Raw genomic sequence first — 14,523 nt, 5'->3', positions numbered from 1 at the left:
CATTAAGCGCAGATGAATGCTGCTTTTTTCAGCCTTAAGTTTCTCTTAATTTTCACTGCTTAATCTTCACTCCAACGGTTGAGGCCAACAGGCGCTGCAAGCGGCGCTGCCAGGGTTCAGCCATCGATATCCCGTTCGATCAAGGAGAAGAAGATGAGCCGTCGTATCGTTTTTGTTCGTAACACTTTGGCCGTCATGATTGCCGCAGTGGTCGGCGGCAGCTACGTCTATTTTCGCGGCGTCGACCTGCCGTCGGCGCACGCGGCCGCGCTCAACGCCCCGGTGGTGGCCTCCAGCACCGCGTCCGCTGCCCCGGCCGGACCGGTGGTCGCGGCGCCGACCGATTTCTCGGGCATCGTCCAGCGCTATGGCCCGGCCGTGGTCAACATCAGTGTCACCGGCAAGGCCCGCAAGGTGTCCGATGATGAGGACAACGGCCTCGATCCCAACGATCCCTTCTCCGAATTCTTCAAGCGCTTCGGCCCGCAGCTGCAGATGCCGCAGCAGCCGCGCATCATGCACGGGCTCGGTTCCGGTTTCATCATCTCGCCCGATGGCCTGATCCTGACCAATGCCCACGTGGTCGATGGTGCCCAGGAAGTGGTGGTCAAGCTGACCGACCGCCGCGAGTTCAAGGCCAAGGTGCTGGGCATTGACAAGCAGAGCGACATCGCCGTCATCCGCATCGATGCCAAGAACCTGCCGACGGTGCAGATCGGCGATCCTTCCCGGGTCAAGGTCGGTCAGCCGGTCCTGGCCATCGGCTCACCCTACGGTTTCGACAACACCGCCACGGCCGGCATCATCAGCGCCAAGTCGCGCAGCCTGCCGGACGACAACTACGTGCCTTTCATCCAGACCGATGTGGCCGTCAATCCCGGCAACTCCGGGGGGCCGCTGTTTGATCTGAACGGGCAGGTGATCGGTATCAACTCGCAGATCTACAGCCAGACCGGCGGCTTCCAGGGGCTGTCCTTCTCCATCCCCATCGACGTGGCGATGAAGGTCGAGCAGCAACTGGTCACGCACGGCAAGGTGACCCGTGGACGGCTGGGGGTCTCGGTGCAGGATCTGAACCAGGCCTTGTCCGAATCCTTCGGCATGAAGAAGGCCGAAGGTGCACTCATCAGTTCGGTGGAAAAGGGCAGCCCGGCTGACAAGGCGGGTCTGCAGGCGGGTGACGTGATTCTCAGTTTCGATGGTCATGCCATCAATCATTCGGTGGACCTCCCCACTCTGGTGGCCGATACCGCACCGGGCAGCAACAAGCCGATGCAGGTCATGCGTGGCGGCAAGGTGATGACCTTGAACGTGACCGTGGGCGAAATGAAGCAGGCCAAGAACGAGGCCAAGCCCGGCAAGTCCGATGATCAGGGACGCCTGGGTCTGTCGGTACGCCCGCTGACCAAGGATGAGCAGGCCCAGTTGGGCGGACAGAAGGGCTTGCTGGTGGAAGATGCCAGTGGTCCTGCGGCCATCGCCGGCATCGAGAGCGGTGACGTGATCCTGGCGCTCAACGGCAGCCCGGTCTCCAGTGTGGCGCAACTGCGCAAGCTGGCCAGCGAGGCAGGCAAGAACGTGGCCCTGCTGGTGGAACGTGGTGACGAGAAGATATTCGTCCCGCTGACGCTGAATTGATCCGGACGGTTCATGCGATCGACGTCGTTGAAGTCTTGAGGTTTAGCAGTGAGTAGTACCGGTGAGCAGTAAGCAGTGAGTAGTGAGTAGTGAGTAGTAAGTGGTAAGCAGTAAGCAGTGAGGGATTTGGCCGGATGTGCGCAAGCGTGTCCGGCCTTTTTTTATTCTTCCGACGATGGCGGGGTTGCTGCTGGTTTCTCGCGCCACTGGTCATGCGCATGGTCGCGCTCCATGGCCTCGCGGTCACCGGCGAACATGGCCTGCAATTCTTCGCGGGCCTGCACGGCCATCGATACCATCTGTGCCTGGTCCTTGTAGTGCGGGTAGAGCGCTGCCAGGGTTTTCAGATTGTGAGAGCGGAATTTCATGGCGGCCTCGCGCGCACGATAGGCGCCGAAGTCCAGTTGCTGCAACACCTGTCGCCCCATGTGCAGGGCGCTTTCGAAAGTCTCGCGTTCCAGTACCGTAACGCCCCGGTCCATCAGGTCATAGTAGTGCGTGACGTTGCGGGCACGGGCCGCGATCTGCAGGTGCGGGAATTCCTCGCGCACTTTTTCCACCATGTCCAGTGCGGCCTGCGCATCGTCGATGGCGATCACCAGGACCTTGGCCTTGTCGGCACCGGCGGTGCGCAACAGGTCGATGCGGGTGGCGTCGCCATAGAACACCTTGAAGCCGAACTTGCGCAGGAAATCGATCTGGTCCGGATCATGATCCAGCACCGTGGCACCGATGTCGTTGGCTGCCAGCAGACGTCCCACGATCTGGCCAAAGCGTCCGAAGCCGGCGATGATGACGGCATTGTCCTGCGGGCCGATCCGGTCTTCCGGGCGGCGCTTGCCGCCTTCCAGCCAGCGCACCAGCAGGCGGTCATGCACCAGCAACAGCAACGGCGTGACCAGCATCGACAGTGCCACCACGACCACCAGCATGGAGGAGACCTCCGGGGTCAGTACCTTGGCGGTGACGGCGGCGCCAAAGACGATGAAGGCGAATTCCCCGCCCTGCGACAGCAGGAAGGCAAAGAATAATTGCTGTCCTCGCGGGATGCCGAAGCAGCGTCCGAGGAACCACATCACCCCCGTCTTGATGGTCAGGAAGCCCGCCACCATGCCGAGGATGCGCCAGGGCTGGGCGAGGAAGACGCCAAAGTCCACCGACATGCCCACGGCTATGAAGAACAGACCCAGCAGCAAGCCCTTGAAGGGTTCCAGGTCGCTTTCCAGTGCATGGCGGTATTCGGAATCGGCCAGCAGCACGCCGGCCAGGAAAGTGCCCAGGGCCATCGACATGCCCACCGACTGCATCAGCAGGCAGGTGGAGATGACCAGCAGCAGGGCGAAGGCGGTGAAGATCTCGCGCATGTCGGTCTTGGCGATGATGCGCAGGATGGGGCGGATCAGCACGCGCCCGCCGAAGATCAGCAGCGCGATCACCAGTGCTACCTGGCCCGCGTGCAGCCAGCCCTGTCCGCTGCCCTGGCTGGCGGCCACGCCCAGCAGGGGGACGGCGGCCATCATGGGGATGGCGGCGATGTCCTGGAACAGCAGGATGGAAAACCCGGCCGCGCCTGCCGGCGTGGCGGTGAGCTTGCGCTCGCCCAGCGTGGCCAGGGCGATGGCGGTCGACGAGAGCGACATGCCGAGCGCGCCGATGAGCCCGATGCGCCACGGTACCCCCGCCGCCAGCGCAGCGGCGAACAGGGCCAGCGATACGGCGGCTACCTGCACGCTGCCCCAGCCGAAGATGGAACGGCGCAAGGCCCACAAACGTTTGGGGTCCAGTTCGAGACCGATCAGGAACAGCAGCAGTACCACGCCGAATTCAGAAAATTCGAGGATATGCTTGACCTCGGTAATGAGCCCCAGTCCCCACGGGCCGATGACGATGCCGGCCAGCAGGTAGCCCAGTACCGCGCCCAGTCCCAGGCGCTTGGCGATGGGCACGGCCGCCACCGCCGCCAGCAGGTAGACGAGGGCGATCAGCAGTTGTTCATCCATGGTGAGGTCCGGTCAGTTGAAGCAGTCGCGCGGGCATGCGCGAGGATTGGTGAGAAAGCAGCGGCGTGGCTCATGCCTGCAGGCCCTCCAGGTAGCGATCCACATGGTGCTGGAACGCTACCGGCGGGACGTGATGGGCGCCATGCAGGATCAGCGGCTCCACCCACTGCATGCCGCACAGGCGCGCGGTCTGCTGGTAGGGCGGCAGGAAGTCGGCGAAGTGATGGCCGTGGCGGCCGCTGCTCTGGTAGGACGCCGTCTCACCGCCGGTGGAGGCCACCAGCCAGAATCGCTTGCCCTCCAGCGCATGGCCGTCGTGACCGAAGGCCCAGCCGCGCGCCAGTACGCTGTCCAGCCATTGCTTCTGCAGGGGCGGCATGCTGTACCAGTGGATGGGATGCTGCATGACGATCAGTTCGGCCTGACTGAGCAACTGCTGCTCGTATGGCACATCGATGTGGAAGTCGGGGTAGTGCTCGTAGAGGTCATGCACGGTCACGCCGGGCAGGCGCGCGGCGGCCTGGAGCATCAGGCGGTTGGTGCGTGAGAGCTCGGCGGCGGGATGGGCATACAGAATCAGGACCTTGGACATGGTGGCGGTGCGGGCTAGGTAGGTGGCGGGCAGGGCGGACACTTGCGGCTGCGGCGCAAATGGCCGGAACATGCGTGGCCTTTGTGTTGTCTGCCATGATGAGCAAAGGGAGTGTGCCATGAAAGCACATGGGCCGGCTTGTATGAAACTGCTCGCCCACTGTCTGGCGGGCAGGTGTCCAAAGCCGGGCAATGCGCTTATACTCAGCCACTCCCCGGGCCCGTCGCGCCATCGCCGGCTAGCTTGCCGACGATGCCACTGGCCGCAGTTCATTCATCCTGATCACTTATTGCAGCCATGTCCGACATCCAAGATTCCGAAGCCAACCTGCCGCCAGACCGCACCCCGGGTGCGGCGCCGGCCAAGCCAGTCTCCGCCGATGCCTCCGGGGCGCCGGCCGCCTCCCAGACGCCTGCACAGCCTTCCGTCGCACCGGCTACCACGGTGGTAGCCGCAGCGGCAACGGCCGGGACCCCGACCACGCCGGCCCAGCCGGGACCGGGCGCGCAAACCGTTGCCGAGGCGACCGAGGCCCAGGCGACAGGTCAGGCGCAGCAGAGCGTCTACACCTCCTTGCCGCCGCCGCCCCATCATGCGGGCGATGCGCCCTGGGCGCAGACCTGGCGCTTCCTGACGGCGCGCCTGCGCCAGCTGTCGGACAAGGCCGGGCGCCGCGTCATGCAGCGTACCCTCAAGATCGGCGTGTCGGCACGCATCTTCCATCCTGAGAGCGGCGCCAAGGGCTTGCGCAGCAAGACCCTGCAGTACCTGGAAGAATCGATCGCGCAATGGGTGATGTCGCGTGACGTGCTGGTGTTCATGATCCCGACCGTCAATACCAATGGCCTGGTCCACCCCAGCAACATCCGCCTGCGTGACTATGCCAAGCATCTGGATGGCCTGGTATTGCAGGGCGGTGCCGACGTTTCGCCGCAGAGTTATGCGCAGGCCGCGACCCGCCCCGAATGGAGCGGCGACCGCGTGCGCGACATGTACGAGCTGGAACTGCTGCATGAATTCATCGAGGCCGGCAAGCCGGTACTGGGTATCTGCCGTGGCTGCCAGCTGATCAACGTGGCTTTCGGCGGCACGCTCTACCAGGACATTGCCACTGACGTGCCCACCGCCATCCCGCACGTCAACGAGCAGTACGACAGCAATTACCACGCCCTGCATTTCCCGCAGGGTTCGTCCCTGGCGGGCATGGTCAAGACCGAGAATGCGGTCGTCAACTCCATCCACCACCAGGCGGTACACAACCTGGGACGGGATCTGTCGGTGGAGGCCGTGTCGGGGCCGGACCAGATCGTGGAGGCGATCCGCTATCGCAAGGCGCCTTTCGTCATGGGCCTGCAGTGGCACCCGGAATTCCACCGGGCCGGCGGTCCCGAATTGCTGGACTGCACGCCGATTCTGGACAGTTTCCTGCGGGCAGCACGCGAAACCCGTTTCTGATCCTGCCGGATTGGCCGGAACCTAAGCCCGCCGGCGTCATCGAACCCTCTTTGCGCTGGCGCAAGCCAGCTGCATCGCCTTTGCAGCATGGCTGCAATGCGCTATCCGCTTCGTTGCGGACTCTGTAGAATCAAAAGGTCGTCGCAATGCAGCATCTGTCGAGGTGCAGCGTTCAGGGAGCGGCGACTTGCTTGTCTTTTTCATCACCGGCAAAAAAGGAGAATTTACATGCCTCAATCCCCCGCATTGAAGACCGTCCGCAATGACATGAAGACACTGGTCAAGGACGCCCAGGCATTGTTCGCCGAAGCCGCCGCCGCCACCGGCGAAAAGGCTGACGAGCTGCGCGCACGCGGCCTGACCCTGCTGGAGGCCGCTGCCGAAGCCGCCCAGACCGCCCAGACCGCCGCCATCGAGAAGGGCAAGGAAGTCGCTGCCAAGACCGACGACTACGTCCATGAGAATCCGTGGCGTGCCGTGGCCATTTCGGCAGGCCTGGGCCTGCTGGTGGGCCTGGTCATCGGTCGCAGCAAGTAAGCGCCGCGCCGATGGCGACTCCCCACAAGGAAGGCCCGACCGCCCACGCCGCCAACCCAGGTCTGACGGCGGGTTTGCTGGGTCTGGCCAAGAACCTGCTGGGCCTCATCATCAGCCGCATCGAACTGGCTTCGCTGGAGATGTCGGAGATCGGTGCCAACCTGGTCCGCTTCGCCGTCATCTTCGTGTTGGCGGCGGTGGCGCTGTGGTTCGCCATCGCCTTCTGGTCGGTGCTGGTGGTCATGCTGGCCTGGGACACCTGGGGCTGGAAGATCCTGGCACTGCTGGGTGTGGTCTTCAGCGTGGCGACCGTGGGTCTGGTGTACTACGCCAGGTCGGTGCTGATGCAGGGCAAGCTGTCGTTGCCACAGACCATGTCCGAGCTGCGCAAGGATCGCGATGCGCTGTTGTGATGAGACGGCCTGCACGTGATGTCTGTGGCAATTTTCCTAGTTCAATGAGGACTGCATGAGCGATCAGGACCAGGGCATGACCCATGAGGAACGCAAGCGCAAGGTGCTGGCGCAGGGCGCGTTGTACCGGCTGGGCGTGATGGAGGCGCGCGAAGTGGTGCGCGAGAATCTGAGCGCCGAGTCGCTCGCTAAGGGCGCCTTGAGCCGAGTGGGCCATTTCGCCGCCTCGCTGTTTGGTGGCGGCAGAACGGTACAGTCGATCAAGTCGCTGAAATCGCTTGGCGGCGGGCTGGGCAACCTGAACCTGCAGACGGTGACCCCATTGCTGATGACGGGCGCATCGCTGTTGTCGCGCCGCTGGTTGCGCAAGCCGCTGATGATGGGTGCCGTGATCGCCGCGGCGGGCGGGTTGACCTACTACTTCAGCCAGCGTGGCAGCGCCCGCGAGGAGGCCGACGCGGCCGCACTGCAAGGGCCGCCCGAGCAGGAATGATGGCTGCACTACGGGCTGCCGGGCCGTGAGGTTTCCCCGAAGGCATCCGGAGTTCCGGATGCCTTTGTCGTTTATGCGTGGCGCGTTGCCAAGCGCGGCAGGAACATATCGGCCCCGATGCGCTCTGAAGGACACCGGCCCATGGCCTGGACAACAAGACTGAGAAGGCAAGAAAGGACATGACATGAAGAAAATTTCAATTGCAGCGATCGCCGGCGTACTGGCGCTCTCCGGCTGTGCCGACATGAGCCCGACCCAGCGCGGTACGGCCACCGGTGCAGGTATTGGCGCGGGCCTGGGCGGCATCATCGGTGCGGCCACCGGCGGCGGCGGTGGCGGACGTGCACTGGGCGGTGCGGCCATTGGTGGTGCCATTGGTGCGGTGGCCGGCAACATCTGGTCCAACCGCATGGAAAACCAGAAGCGTGCCATGGAGCAGGCGACCCAGGGTACTGGCGTACAAGTCACGCAGACCGCCGACAACCGCCTGAAGCTGGAAATCCCCAGCGATATCTCTTTCGATACCGGCCGTGCCGACATCAAGCCGGAGATGCGTCCGGTGCTGGACCGTTTCGCCGCCACCCTGGTGGAGAACCCGGCCACCACCGTGACCATCGTGGGGCACACCGACAACACCGGCAACGATGCCATCAACGACCCGCTGTCGCAGCAGCGCGCAGCGCGTACCCGCGATTACCTGACCGCGCGTGGCGTGGCCGCCAGCCGCTTCAGCATCATGGGGCGTGGCTCGCATGAGCCGCTGGTGCCCAACACCAGCGATGCCAACCGCGCCAAGAACCGCCGTGTGGAAATCTTCGTGGCCGAGCAGCAGGCCGCCGCACCGGGCAACTATCCACCGCCCCCGCCACCACAGCGGTATTGAGGCGATATGAAGGATGCTTCGGAACGTCCGGTGAGCGGGCGCAGCCGAAGCGGCTGATGTGCGGGGCCGTTTTTCAGCCCCGCATGCAGGTGAATGGAAATGAAAAAATCCCCGACGCCTGGTTCGGGGATTTTTTGTTCAGGCCGACCGCCGGGACGCCGGCGTTGCGGCGACTACTTGGCCGGTGCTTCGGTGGCTGGTGCAGCGCCTTCGGCGGCTGCCGGGGCCTTCACTTCGGGTTCCTTGAACTTGGCGCCGGACTGGTTGGCCATGTAGACCACGGTACGCTGGATTTCGACATCGTCCAGGTCCGGGTTGCCGCCCTTGGCGGGCATGGCGCGCAGGCCGTTGATGGCGTGCGAGACCAGGGTGTCATAGCCTTGTGCGATGCGGGCCTGCCAGGAGGCGGCGTCACCGACCTTGGGGGCACCGGCCACGCCGGCGCTGTGGCAGGCGGCGCAGGTGGTCTTGTAGACTTCTTCACCGGAGAGCAGTTGCTTGGGACCGTTGGCATCACGGAAGGTGAAGCCTTCGTCGGAGACGGGTTTGATGCGTGCCGCGATCATCTCGGGCGTCTGGCCGTCGGAGCCGGCCCCGGTTTTCTGGCCGTTGGTCACGTACTGCACGAGCAGCACGATGCACACGATGGGCACCATGAAACCTGCGACGACGGCTGCGATCAATTGCTTGGGAGTCTTGATTGCCGACTCGTGTTCATGCTGAGCTGAGCTCATGGGCGTCCCTCCGTAATGTTTCCTCGAAATTGGGGCGGAAAACGTCGGTTCCCTTTGTATCGCCTTATCGCCTGGCATTGCGTGGAACTGGGATCAGGCAGGGCTTTCATTGCGCTCTCTCGCCGAACTCTTGATTATAGTCACAATGCTTTCCGTTTGACACGGAAAAACCGCCAGCGCCATGGACGTCCCGCTGGAAAGACGGTATCCTTCAGGCCTTTCCGGGGTTCTCCCCATCAGCGCGGCTGTAGCTCAGTGGATAGAGTATTGGCCTCCGAAGCCAAGGGTCGTGGGTTCGATCCCCGCCAGCCGCGCCACCTTCTTCCTTGCGGTTCAGCTTCTGAACTCCCCGCCGCAACATCGGCGTCCGCCCGCGTCACCCTTCCGGCTCACCGCGACAGGAGCAGGTTTCCACGCTCCAACCCGGCATCAGGATAGATACAAACTTGTAAAAACAGCAACGTATTCTGCTGGGAAACAGTATGCAGGCGTTGCCGGACCGATGCTTTGCGCGATATCAACCCGCAGCCATGCTGCGCGGTCAATGAGATGACGGCAAAGACGCCATCAGGGCAAGGCACTGATCCAGCGCCTCGGCCCAGTGGGGCAGATCCAGATGGAAGGTGTGTCGCAGTTTGTCGGTATGCAGCCGCGAATTGGCCGGGCGTCGGGCCGCCGTCGGGTAGGCCGCGCTGGCAATGCCCTGCACGTCCCGGCTGCTCATGCGCGATACCAGGCCCAGGGAGGGCATGGCGTCGATCAGCTTGCAAGCATAGGCATGCCAGCTGGTCTGGCCGCCGCAGGTGAGGTGATAGATCCCGGTGCTGGCCCGCATGTGCTCCGTGATCCGGCCTTTGCCCGCTTCCAGCATCTGCCTGAGCGTCTGCGCGATCACTTCGTCGAAGGTGGGTGCCCCAAACTGGTCATTGACGACGCAGAGCGCGTCACGTTCTTGCGCCAGCCGCAGGATGGTCTTCATGAAATTGCCCCCATGCCGGCCATACACCCAACTGGTGCGCAGGATCCAGAAGGCGCAGCCGCTGTCGATGATGGCGGATTCCCCGTCCCGTTTGGTGCGTCCATAGACGTTGATCGGGCAGGTCGGGTCGGATTCGAGATAGGCCTCTTCCTTGGTGCCATCGAAGACGTAATCGGTGGAAAAATGTACCAGCCCGATGCCGTGAAGGGCAGCCGCCTGCGCCAGTGCGCGGACCGCTTCGGTGTTGATGAGCCTGGCCAGTTCCGGTTCGGCTTCGGCCTTGTCGACTGCCGTATAGGCGGCCGGATTGATGATCAGATCGGGTGCGATGCGCTCCACGCAGGAAGCGATCCGGTCCGGCCTGGACAAGTCCAGGGCATCACGACCAGGCATCACCAGCGTGTGGCCTCCCAGCGTTTCGGCCAGGGCATGGCCGACCTGGCCGGTCGCGCCGGTGAGCATGATCTTCACGGATACACCTCGGCTTGGGCCAGCGGCTTTCCTTGCTGATCCTTGGCAGACAGGCTGGGCGGGCCGTCCAGCTCCCAATCGATGCCGAGGGCGGGATCATTCCACGCGATACAGCGTTCATGCTCCGGCATCCAGTAGTCCGTCGTCTTGTACTGCACCTCGGCCCACTCGCTCAACACCGCAAAGCCGTGTGCAAAGCCGGGAGGGATCCACAACTGATGCTTGTTCTGCGCTGACAGACGCATGCTTTGCCACTTGCCAAAGGTCGGCGAACTGCGACGGATGTCCAGCATCACGTCGAGTATCTCGCCCACCGTGACCCGCACCAGCTTGCCCTGTGGCCGCCGGATCTGGTAATGCAGGCCACGCAGCACATGGCGCGTGGAACGTGAATGGTTGTCCTGAACGAAGTCCGGATGCAGCCCCGTGAGCTCGGCAAATGTGCGGGCGTTGAAGCTCTCGTAGAAATAGCCGCGTTCATCACCGAACACCTGCGGTGTGATCTGCAGTACGCCATCCAGTGAGGTAGGAAAAATCTGCATGTTCAGATGTCCGGGTCCGAAAGCAGTTGCAGCAGATACCGCCCGTAGGCGTTCTTCTTCAGCGGCATGGCCAGTTGTTCCAGTTGCGCGGCGTCGATGTAGCCACGTCGATAGGCGATCTCCTCCGGACAAGCGACCTTCAGTCCCTGGCGCTTCTCCAGGGTGGCGATGAACTGTCCGGCATCGAGCAGCGACTCGTGGGTGCCGGTGTCGAGCCAGGCGATCCCGCGTCCCATCAGTTCCACCTTGAGCTGGTTACGCATCAGGTAGGCGCGGTTGACGTCGGTGATCTCCAGCTCGCCCCGCGCCGAAGGCTTGATCTCCGAAGCGATGTCGATGACCTGATTGTCGTAGAAATACAGGCCGGTCACCGCATAATTGGAAGCGGGCTTCTGCGGTTTTTCTTCGATGCCGATCACGCGGCGGCGATGATCGAATTCGACCACGCCATAGCGTTCCGGATCTTGCACGTGATAGGCGAAGATGGTGGCCCCCTCCACACGCTCATTGGCCGAGCGCATGGGCCAATCCAGATCACGGCCATAGAAAATGTTGTCGCCCAGGATCAGTGCCGATGGCGCGTTGCCGATGAAGTCGCGACCGATCAGGAAAGCTTGGGCCAGGCCGCCCGGGGAGGGCTGCACCGCGTAGCTGATATGGAGCCCCCACTGCTGGCCGTCGCCCAGCAATTCGGCAAAGCGCGGCGTGTCCTGCGGGGTGGAAATGAGCAGGATGTCGCGGATTCCGGCCAGCATCAGGCTCGATAGCGGGTAATACACCATCGGCTTGTCGTAGATCGGCATGAGCTGCTTGGAGACCACGGCGGTGGCAGGATACAACCGGGTGCCGGAGCCACCGGCCATGATGAGTCCCTTGCGCGCAGGCGCTTGCAAAGTAGCGCCCATCACAGTGCTCCCGGCGGATGATCGCCATATTGTTGTCGCAGCCAGTTCAGGTAGGCCCCCGAACGTACCTGGGCGACCCAGTCGCCATGGGCCAGATACCACCGGACCGTCTTGCCGATGCCGCTCTGGAAGCTCTCGGTGGGCCTCCAGCCCAGTTCGTGCTCCAGCTTGCGGGCATCGATCGCATAGCGCCGGTCGTGACCGGGACGGTCCTTGACGAAGGTGATCAGCTCACGATAGCTGCCCCAGGCGCGGGGGTGCAGTTCGTCCAGCGTGTCACACAGCGTCTGCACCACATGCAGGTTGGTCTGTTCATTCCAGCCGCCGATGTTGTAGGTTTGTCCAATCCGGCCACGCGCCAGTACCGCACGCAGGGCGGTGCAGTGGTCGCTGACGTACAGCCAGTCACGGATCTGCTGGCCATCGCCATAGAGGGGCAGCGGCTTGCCGGAGAGGGCATGGGAGATGACCAGCGGGATCAGCTTCTCCGGAAAGTGATACGGGCCATAGTTGTTGGAACAGTGGGTGGTCAGCGTGGGCAGACCGTAGGTGTGGTGACTGGCACGCACCAGATGATCCGCAGCCGCCTTGGAAGCCGAGTAGGGGCTGTTGGGGCTGTACGGCGAGGTTTCGGAGAAGGGCGGATCGTCGGGGGCGAGGCTGCCATAGACCTCGTCGGTGGAGACGTGCAGGAAGCGGAAATCGGCGCGCTCCCGCTCCGGTAGCGACTGCCAGTAACGCAGTGACTTGTTGAGCAGATTGAAGGTGCCGTTGACGTTGGTCAGTATGAATTCGTCGGAACGATGGATGGAGCGGTCGACATGACTCTCCGCCGCAAAGTGCAGGATGGCCCTTGGCCGGTAACGCGATAGCAGGGTGGCGATCGCCTGTTCGTCGCAGATGTCGGCCTGTACGAAGGCATAGCGAGCATCACCGGCCACGGAGCTGAGGTTGTAGGGATTGCCGGCGTAGGTCAGCTTGTCGATGTTGAGCACTGGCTCGGCGTGCGGATCTGCAAGCCAGTCAAGGATGAAATTGCTGCCGATGAAGCCGGCGCCGCCAGTGACGAAGATCATGATGCAGACGGGCGGATCAGGACCTGAAACCGTTGGGATTCATCTGCTGCCAGCGCCACGAATCGGCACACATGGCGTCCAGCCCCAGCCTGGCTTCCCAGCCGAGCTTGCGGCGCGCTTCGGCCGGATCGGCATAGCAGGAGGCGATGTCGCCCGGGCGGCGTGCAGCAATGATGTAGGGAATCGGCTTGCCCGAGGCTTTCTCGTAGGCCTTGACCACGTCCAGCACGCTGTAGCCGTTGCCGGTGCCCAGGTTGACCGCAAAGCATTGCGGTTCGGTCAGCGCCTGCAGGGCCGCCAGATGGCCGACGGCCAGGTCGACGACGTGGATGAAGTCACGTACGCCCGTACCATCGGGGGTCGCATAATCGCCGCCCCAGATGTTGAGCCTCTCGCGGCGACCCACCGCGACCTGGGCCACGAAGGGCATCAGGTTGTTGGGGATGCCGCCCGGATCTTCACCGATGAGCCCGCTCTCGTGCGCCCCCACCGGATTGAAGTAGCGCAGCAAGGCAATTTTCCAGTCGGGATGGGCACGATGGTAGTCGCGCAGCATGTCCTCGATGACGATCTTGCTGCGGCCATAGGGATTGCTGGCCGACAGCGGATGCGCCTCGGTCAGCGGCAGGTACTGCGGATCGCCATAGACCGTGGCCGAAGAAGAAAAGACGATGGTCTTCACGCCCGTGGCCTCCATGGCCTCCAGCAGGCGCACGGTGCCGACCACGTTGTTGTCGTAGTACATCAGCGGCTGCTCAACCGATTCGCCCACGGCCTTGAGCCCGGCGAAATGGATGACGGCCTCGCACTTGAATTCGCGCAGCACGCTTTCCAGCTGCTCGCGATTGCGGATGTCACCCTTTACCAGCGAGAGCGTGCGCCCGGCAATCTGCTGGACCCGCGCCGCCGACTCCGGGCTGCTGTTGCAGAAATTGTCGAAGACGATGACTTCATGGCCGGCCTTGAGCAATTCCACGCAGGTGTGCGAACCAATGTAGCCGGCACCGCCGGTGACGAGAATGTTCATATGAGCTTCGCTTGATAAGTTGGCAACCTCGTGATTATCTCAGACTCTGCATGATCCTTACGCTTTCTTCGGTCCGGACGCGTCGTTTGGCGCAGTGCACAGGGAGGGGGCGGAAGCCGCTGACCAAGCGTCGATGGACCGTCCATTTTCTTCATTTGCTGCTGTTTCGGCGGCCATCGCATATCGGTGAGCGGACGCCGCCCGGGAGGGGTAGTCCTGACACCGACCCGATGCCGTATTTCTACGGCATCGGCGGTCCGACCACTGCACCGGTCTGGTGAGTCGGCTCACTTTTGGCACGGCTTGCGCTGTGCTGCAACATGAGACACCAAAAGCGAGCCAGGTCGTCTGATCACTTCTGATTTCCTGACAAAATGTCAGCATTGTCCGTCAACGTTTGCGAGCGGCCTGAGAATTTCCGTAAATCATTGAATTTGCGGGATATTTCTCTGGCGTGGCAGGACATTTTTGATTAAATTGGGCGCTGTTTCAAAAACCGGGGCAATTTTCCCGGCCAGGCCGTTGGCCTGCCAGCAAATTCACTGCCTCGCGCACAGATCTGAATAAATTAACAAGAAGGAATGATCCCTCGGGATCCGGAAGGGGTAGTTGACCGGAAACGGAACGAAGGCTCTCATGCTGCACTGCAAAAAATCGAAGTGGCTGCTTATTTGCCACAACTCACCGCGAAGTGCCCCAGATAAGCCCTTGATCTGGCTGTAAAAGGTTTGACTTACCGGAAAACGAACCTTTATAATCGCCGGGCTTTTAAGCTGCC

Annotated in this window: 14 protein-coding genes and 1 tRNA gene; 7 read left to right on the top strand and 8 right to left on the bottom strand. The window is 62.7% G+C overall.

Annotated features, from left to right (window positions below; translation table 11 throughout):
* The first annotated feature begins 153 nt into the window (after window positions 1-153).
* Entirely contained in the window at window positions 154-1,638 is a 1,485-nt protein-coding gene (locus ACODSZ_RS04835) for a DegQ family serine endoprotease (protein ID WP_008333008.1), read from the top strand.
* 161 nt (window positions 1,639-1,799) lie between these two features.
* On the opposite strand, the gene kefC is transcribed toward ACODSZ_RS04835, so the two are convergent.
* Window positions 1,800-3,638: a glutathione-regulated potassium-efflux system protein KefC gene (gene kefC, locus ACODSZ_RS04830; RefSeq protein WP_175343959.1), complete on the bottom strand. Its 1,839-nt coding sequence runs from the start codon at window positions 3,636-3,638 to the stop codon at window positions 1,800-1,802.
* Window positions 3,639-3,708: 70 nt separating this feature from the next.
* On the bottom strand, window positions 3,709-4,272 hold the full coding sequence (gene kefF / locus ACODSZ_RS04825; protein WP_241821306.1) for a glutathione-regulated potassium-efflux system oxidoreductase KefF: 564 nt from the start codon (window positions 4,270-4,272) through the stop codon (window positions 3,709-3,711).
* Window positions 4,273-4,527: 255 nt separating this feature from the next.
* Here kefF and ACODSZ_RS04820 point away from each other — a divergent pair, with 255 nt between their 5' ends.
* The 5 genes from ACODSZ_RS04820 to ACODSZ_RS04800 all read left to right on the top strand — a co-directional run bounded on the left by ACODSZ_RS04820 (window position 4,528) and on the right by ACODSZ_RS04800 (window position 8,011).
* Window positions 4,528-5,685 (top strand): gamma-glutamyl-gamma-aminobutyrate hydrolase family protein, encoded by a 1,158-nt coding sequence (locus ACODSZ_RS04820; protein ID WP_488927142.1) that lies wholly within the window; start codon window positions 4,528-4,530, stop codon window positions 5,683-5,685.
* A gap of 228 nt (window positions 5,686-5,913) precedes the next feature.
* Window positions 5,914-6,222 (top strand): ElaB/YgaM/YqjD family protein, encoded by a 309-nt coding sequence (locus ACODSZ_RS04815; RefSeq protein ID WP_008333001.1) that lies wholly within the window; start codon window positions 5,914-5,916, stop codon window positions 6,220-6,222.
* An 11-nt stretch (window positions 6,223-6,233) separates the two neighbouring features.
* On the top strand, window positions 6,234-6,635 hold the full coding sequence (locus ACODSZ_RS04810) for a phage holin family protein (protein ID WP_008332998.1): 402 nt from the start codon (window positions 6,234-6,236) through the stop codon (window positions 6,633-6,635).
* A 55-nt stretch (window positions 6,636-6,690) separates the two neighbouring features.
* Window positions 6,691-7,128 carry a hypothetical protein gene (locus ACODSZ_RS04805; protein ID WP_175343961.1) on the top strand — a complete coding sequence of 146 codons (438 nt, stop codon included), beginning with the start codon at window positions 6,691-6,693 and terminating at the stop codon, window positions 7,126-7,128.
* Window positions 7,129-7,312: 184 nt separating this feature from the next.
* Window positions 7,313-8,011 carry a YiaD family glycine zipper/OmpA-like lipoprotein gene (locus ACODSZ_RS04800; protein ID WP_008332996.1) on the top strand — a complete coding sequence of 233 codons (699 nt, stop codon included), beginning with the start codon at window positions 7,313-7,315 and terminating at the stop codon, window positions 8,009-8,011.
* 173 nt (window positions 8,012-8,184) lie between these two features.
* Here ACODSZ_RS04800 and ACODSZ_RS04795 read toward each other — a convergent pair whose 3' ends face one another.
* Window positions 8,185-8,745: a c-type cytochrome gene (locus ACODSZ_RS04795; RefSeq protein ID WP_175343962.1), complete on the bottom strand. Its 561-nt coding sequence runs from the start codon at window positions 8,743-8,745 to the stop codon at window positions 8,185-8,187.
* 241 nt (window positions 8,746-8,986) lie between these two features.
* Between ACODSZ_RS04795 and ACODSZ_RS04790 the strand changes: the two genes are divergently transcribed.
* Window positions 8,987-9,062: transfer RNA gene (locus ACODSZ_RS04790), tRNA-Arg, on the top strand.
* Window positions 9,063-9,286: 224 nt separating this feature from the next.
* Here the strand turns inward: ACODSZ_RS04790 and rfbD are convergent.
* From rfbD to galE, 5 genes are read right to left on the bottom strand one after another with little or no spacing between them, the layout of a single operon-like run.
* Window positions 9,287-10,186, bottom strand: coding sequence for a dTDP-4-dehydrorhamnose reductase (rfbD, locus tag ACODSZ_RS04785; protein WP_488927260.1), 900 nt, complete (start codon window positions 10,184-10,186; stop codon window positions 9,287-9,289).
* Window positions 10,187-10,191: 5 nt separating this feature from the next.
* Entirely contained in the window at window positions 10,192-10,737 is a 546-nt protein-coding gene (gene rfbC / locus ACODSZ_RS04780; RefSeq protein WP_299537374.1) for a dTDP-4-dehydrorhamnose 3,5-epimerase, read from the bottom strand.
* A 2-nt stretch (window positions 10,738-10,739) separates the two neighbouring features.
* Window positions 10,740-11,642: a glucose-1-phosphate thymidylyltransferase RfbA gene (gene rfbA, locus ACODSZ_RS04775; protein ID WP_488927141.1), complete on the bottom strand. Its 903-nt coding sequence runs from the start codon at window positions 11,640-11,642 to the stop codon at window positions 10,740-10,742.
* Window positions 11,642-12,718 (bottom strand): dTDP-glucose 4,6-dehydratase, encoded by a 1,077-nt coding sequence (rfbB, locus tag ACODSZ_RS04770; RefSeq protein WP_488927140.1) that lies wholly within the window; start codon window positions 12,716-12,718, stop codon window positions 11,642-11,644. Before rfbB ends, rfbA begins: the two co-directional genes overlap by 1 nt.
* A 16-nt stretch (window positions 12,719-12,734) precedes the next feature.
* Complete coding sequence (gene galE, locus ACODSZ_RS04765) at window positions 12,735-13,745, bottom strand: UDP-glucose 4-epimerase GalE (RefSeq protein ID WP_008332990.1); 1,011 nt, start codon at window positions 13,743-13,745, stop codon at window positions 12,735-12,737.
* Window positions 13,746-14,523 lie beyond the last annotated feature (778 nt).

Source organism: Herbaspirillum sp. FG34 (assembly GCF_057809315.1).
Note: the sequence above shows the minus strand (reverse complement) of the source record. Positions and strands in the feature narration are given on the sequence as shown.

Coding starts and splice junctions, on each gene's coding strand:
- rfbB (WP_488927140.1), bottom strand. CDS start 12,718: ATGATCTTCGTCACTGGCGGCGCCGGCTTCATCGGCAGCAATTTCATC.
- ACODSZ_RS04805 (WP_175343961.1), top strand. CDS start 6,691: ATGAGCGATCAGGACCAGGGCATGACCCATGAGGAACGCAAGCGCAAG.
- ACODSZ_RS04815 (WP_008333001.1), top strand. CDS start 5,914: ATGCCTCAATCCCCCGCATTGAAGACCGTCCGCAATGACATGAAGACA.
- rfbA (WP_488927141.1), bottom strand. CDS start 11,642: ATGGGCGCTACTTTGCAAGCGCCTGCGCGCAAGGGACTCATCATGGCC.
- ACODSZ_RS04810 (WP_008332998.1), top strand. CDS start 6,234: ATGGCGACTCCCCACAAGGAAGGCCCGACCGCCCACGCCGCCAACCCA.
- ACODSZ_RS04795 (WP_175343962.1), bottom strand. CDS start 8,745: ATGAGCTCAGCTCAGCATGAACACGAGTCGGCAATCAAGACTCCCAAG.
- rfbC (WP_299537374.1), bottom strand. CDS start 10,737: ATGCAGATTTTTCCTACCTCACTGGATGGCGTACTGCAGATCACACCG.
- ACODSZ_RS04835 (WP_008333008.1), top strand. CDS start 154: ATGAGCCGTCGTATCGTTTTTGTTCGTAACACTTTGGCCGTCATGATT.
- ACODSZ_RS04800 (WP_008332996.1), top strand. CDS start 7,313: ATGAAGAAAATTTCAATTGCAGCGATCGCCGGCGTACTGGCGCTCTCC.
- rfbD (WP_488927260.1), bottom strand. CDS start 10,186: ATGCTCACCGGCGCGACCGGCCAGGTCGGCCATGCCCTGGCCGAAACG.
- kefC (WP_175343959.1), bottom strand. CDS start 3,638: ATGGATGAACAACTGCTGATCGCCCTCGTCTACCTGCTGGCGGCGGTG.
- ACODSZ_RS04820 (WP_488927142.1), top strand. CDS start 4,528: ATGTCCGACATCCAAGATTCCGAAGCCAACCTGCCGCCAGACCGCACC.
- galE (WP_008332990.1), bottom strand. CDS start 13,745: ATGAACATTCTCGTCACCGGCGGTGCCGGCTACATTGGTTCGCACACC.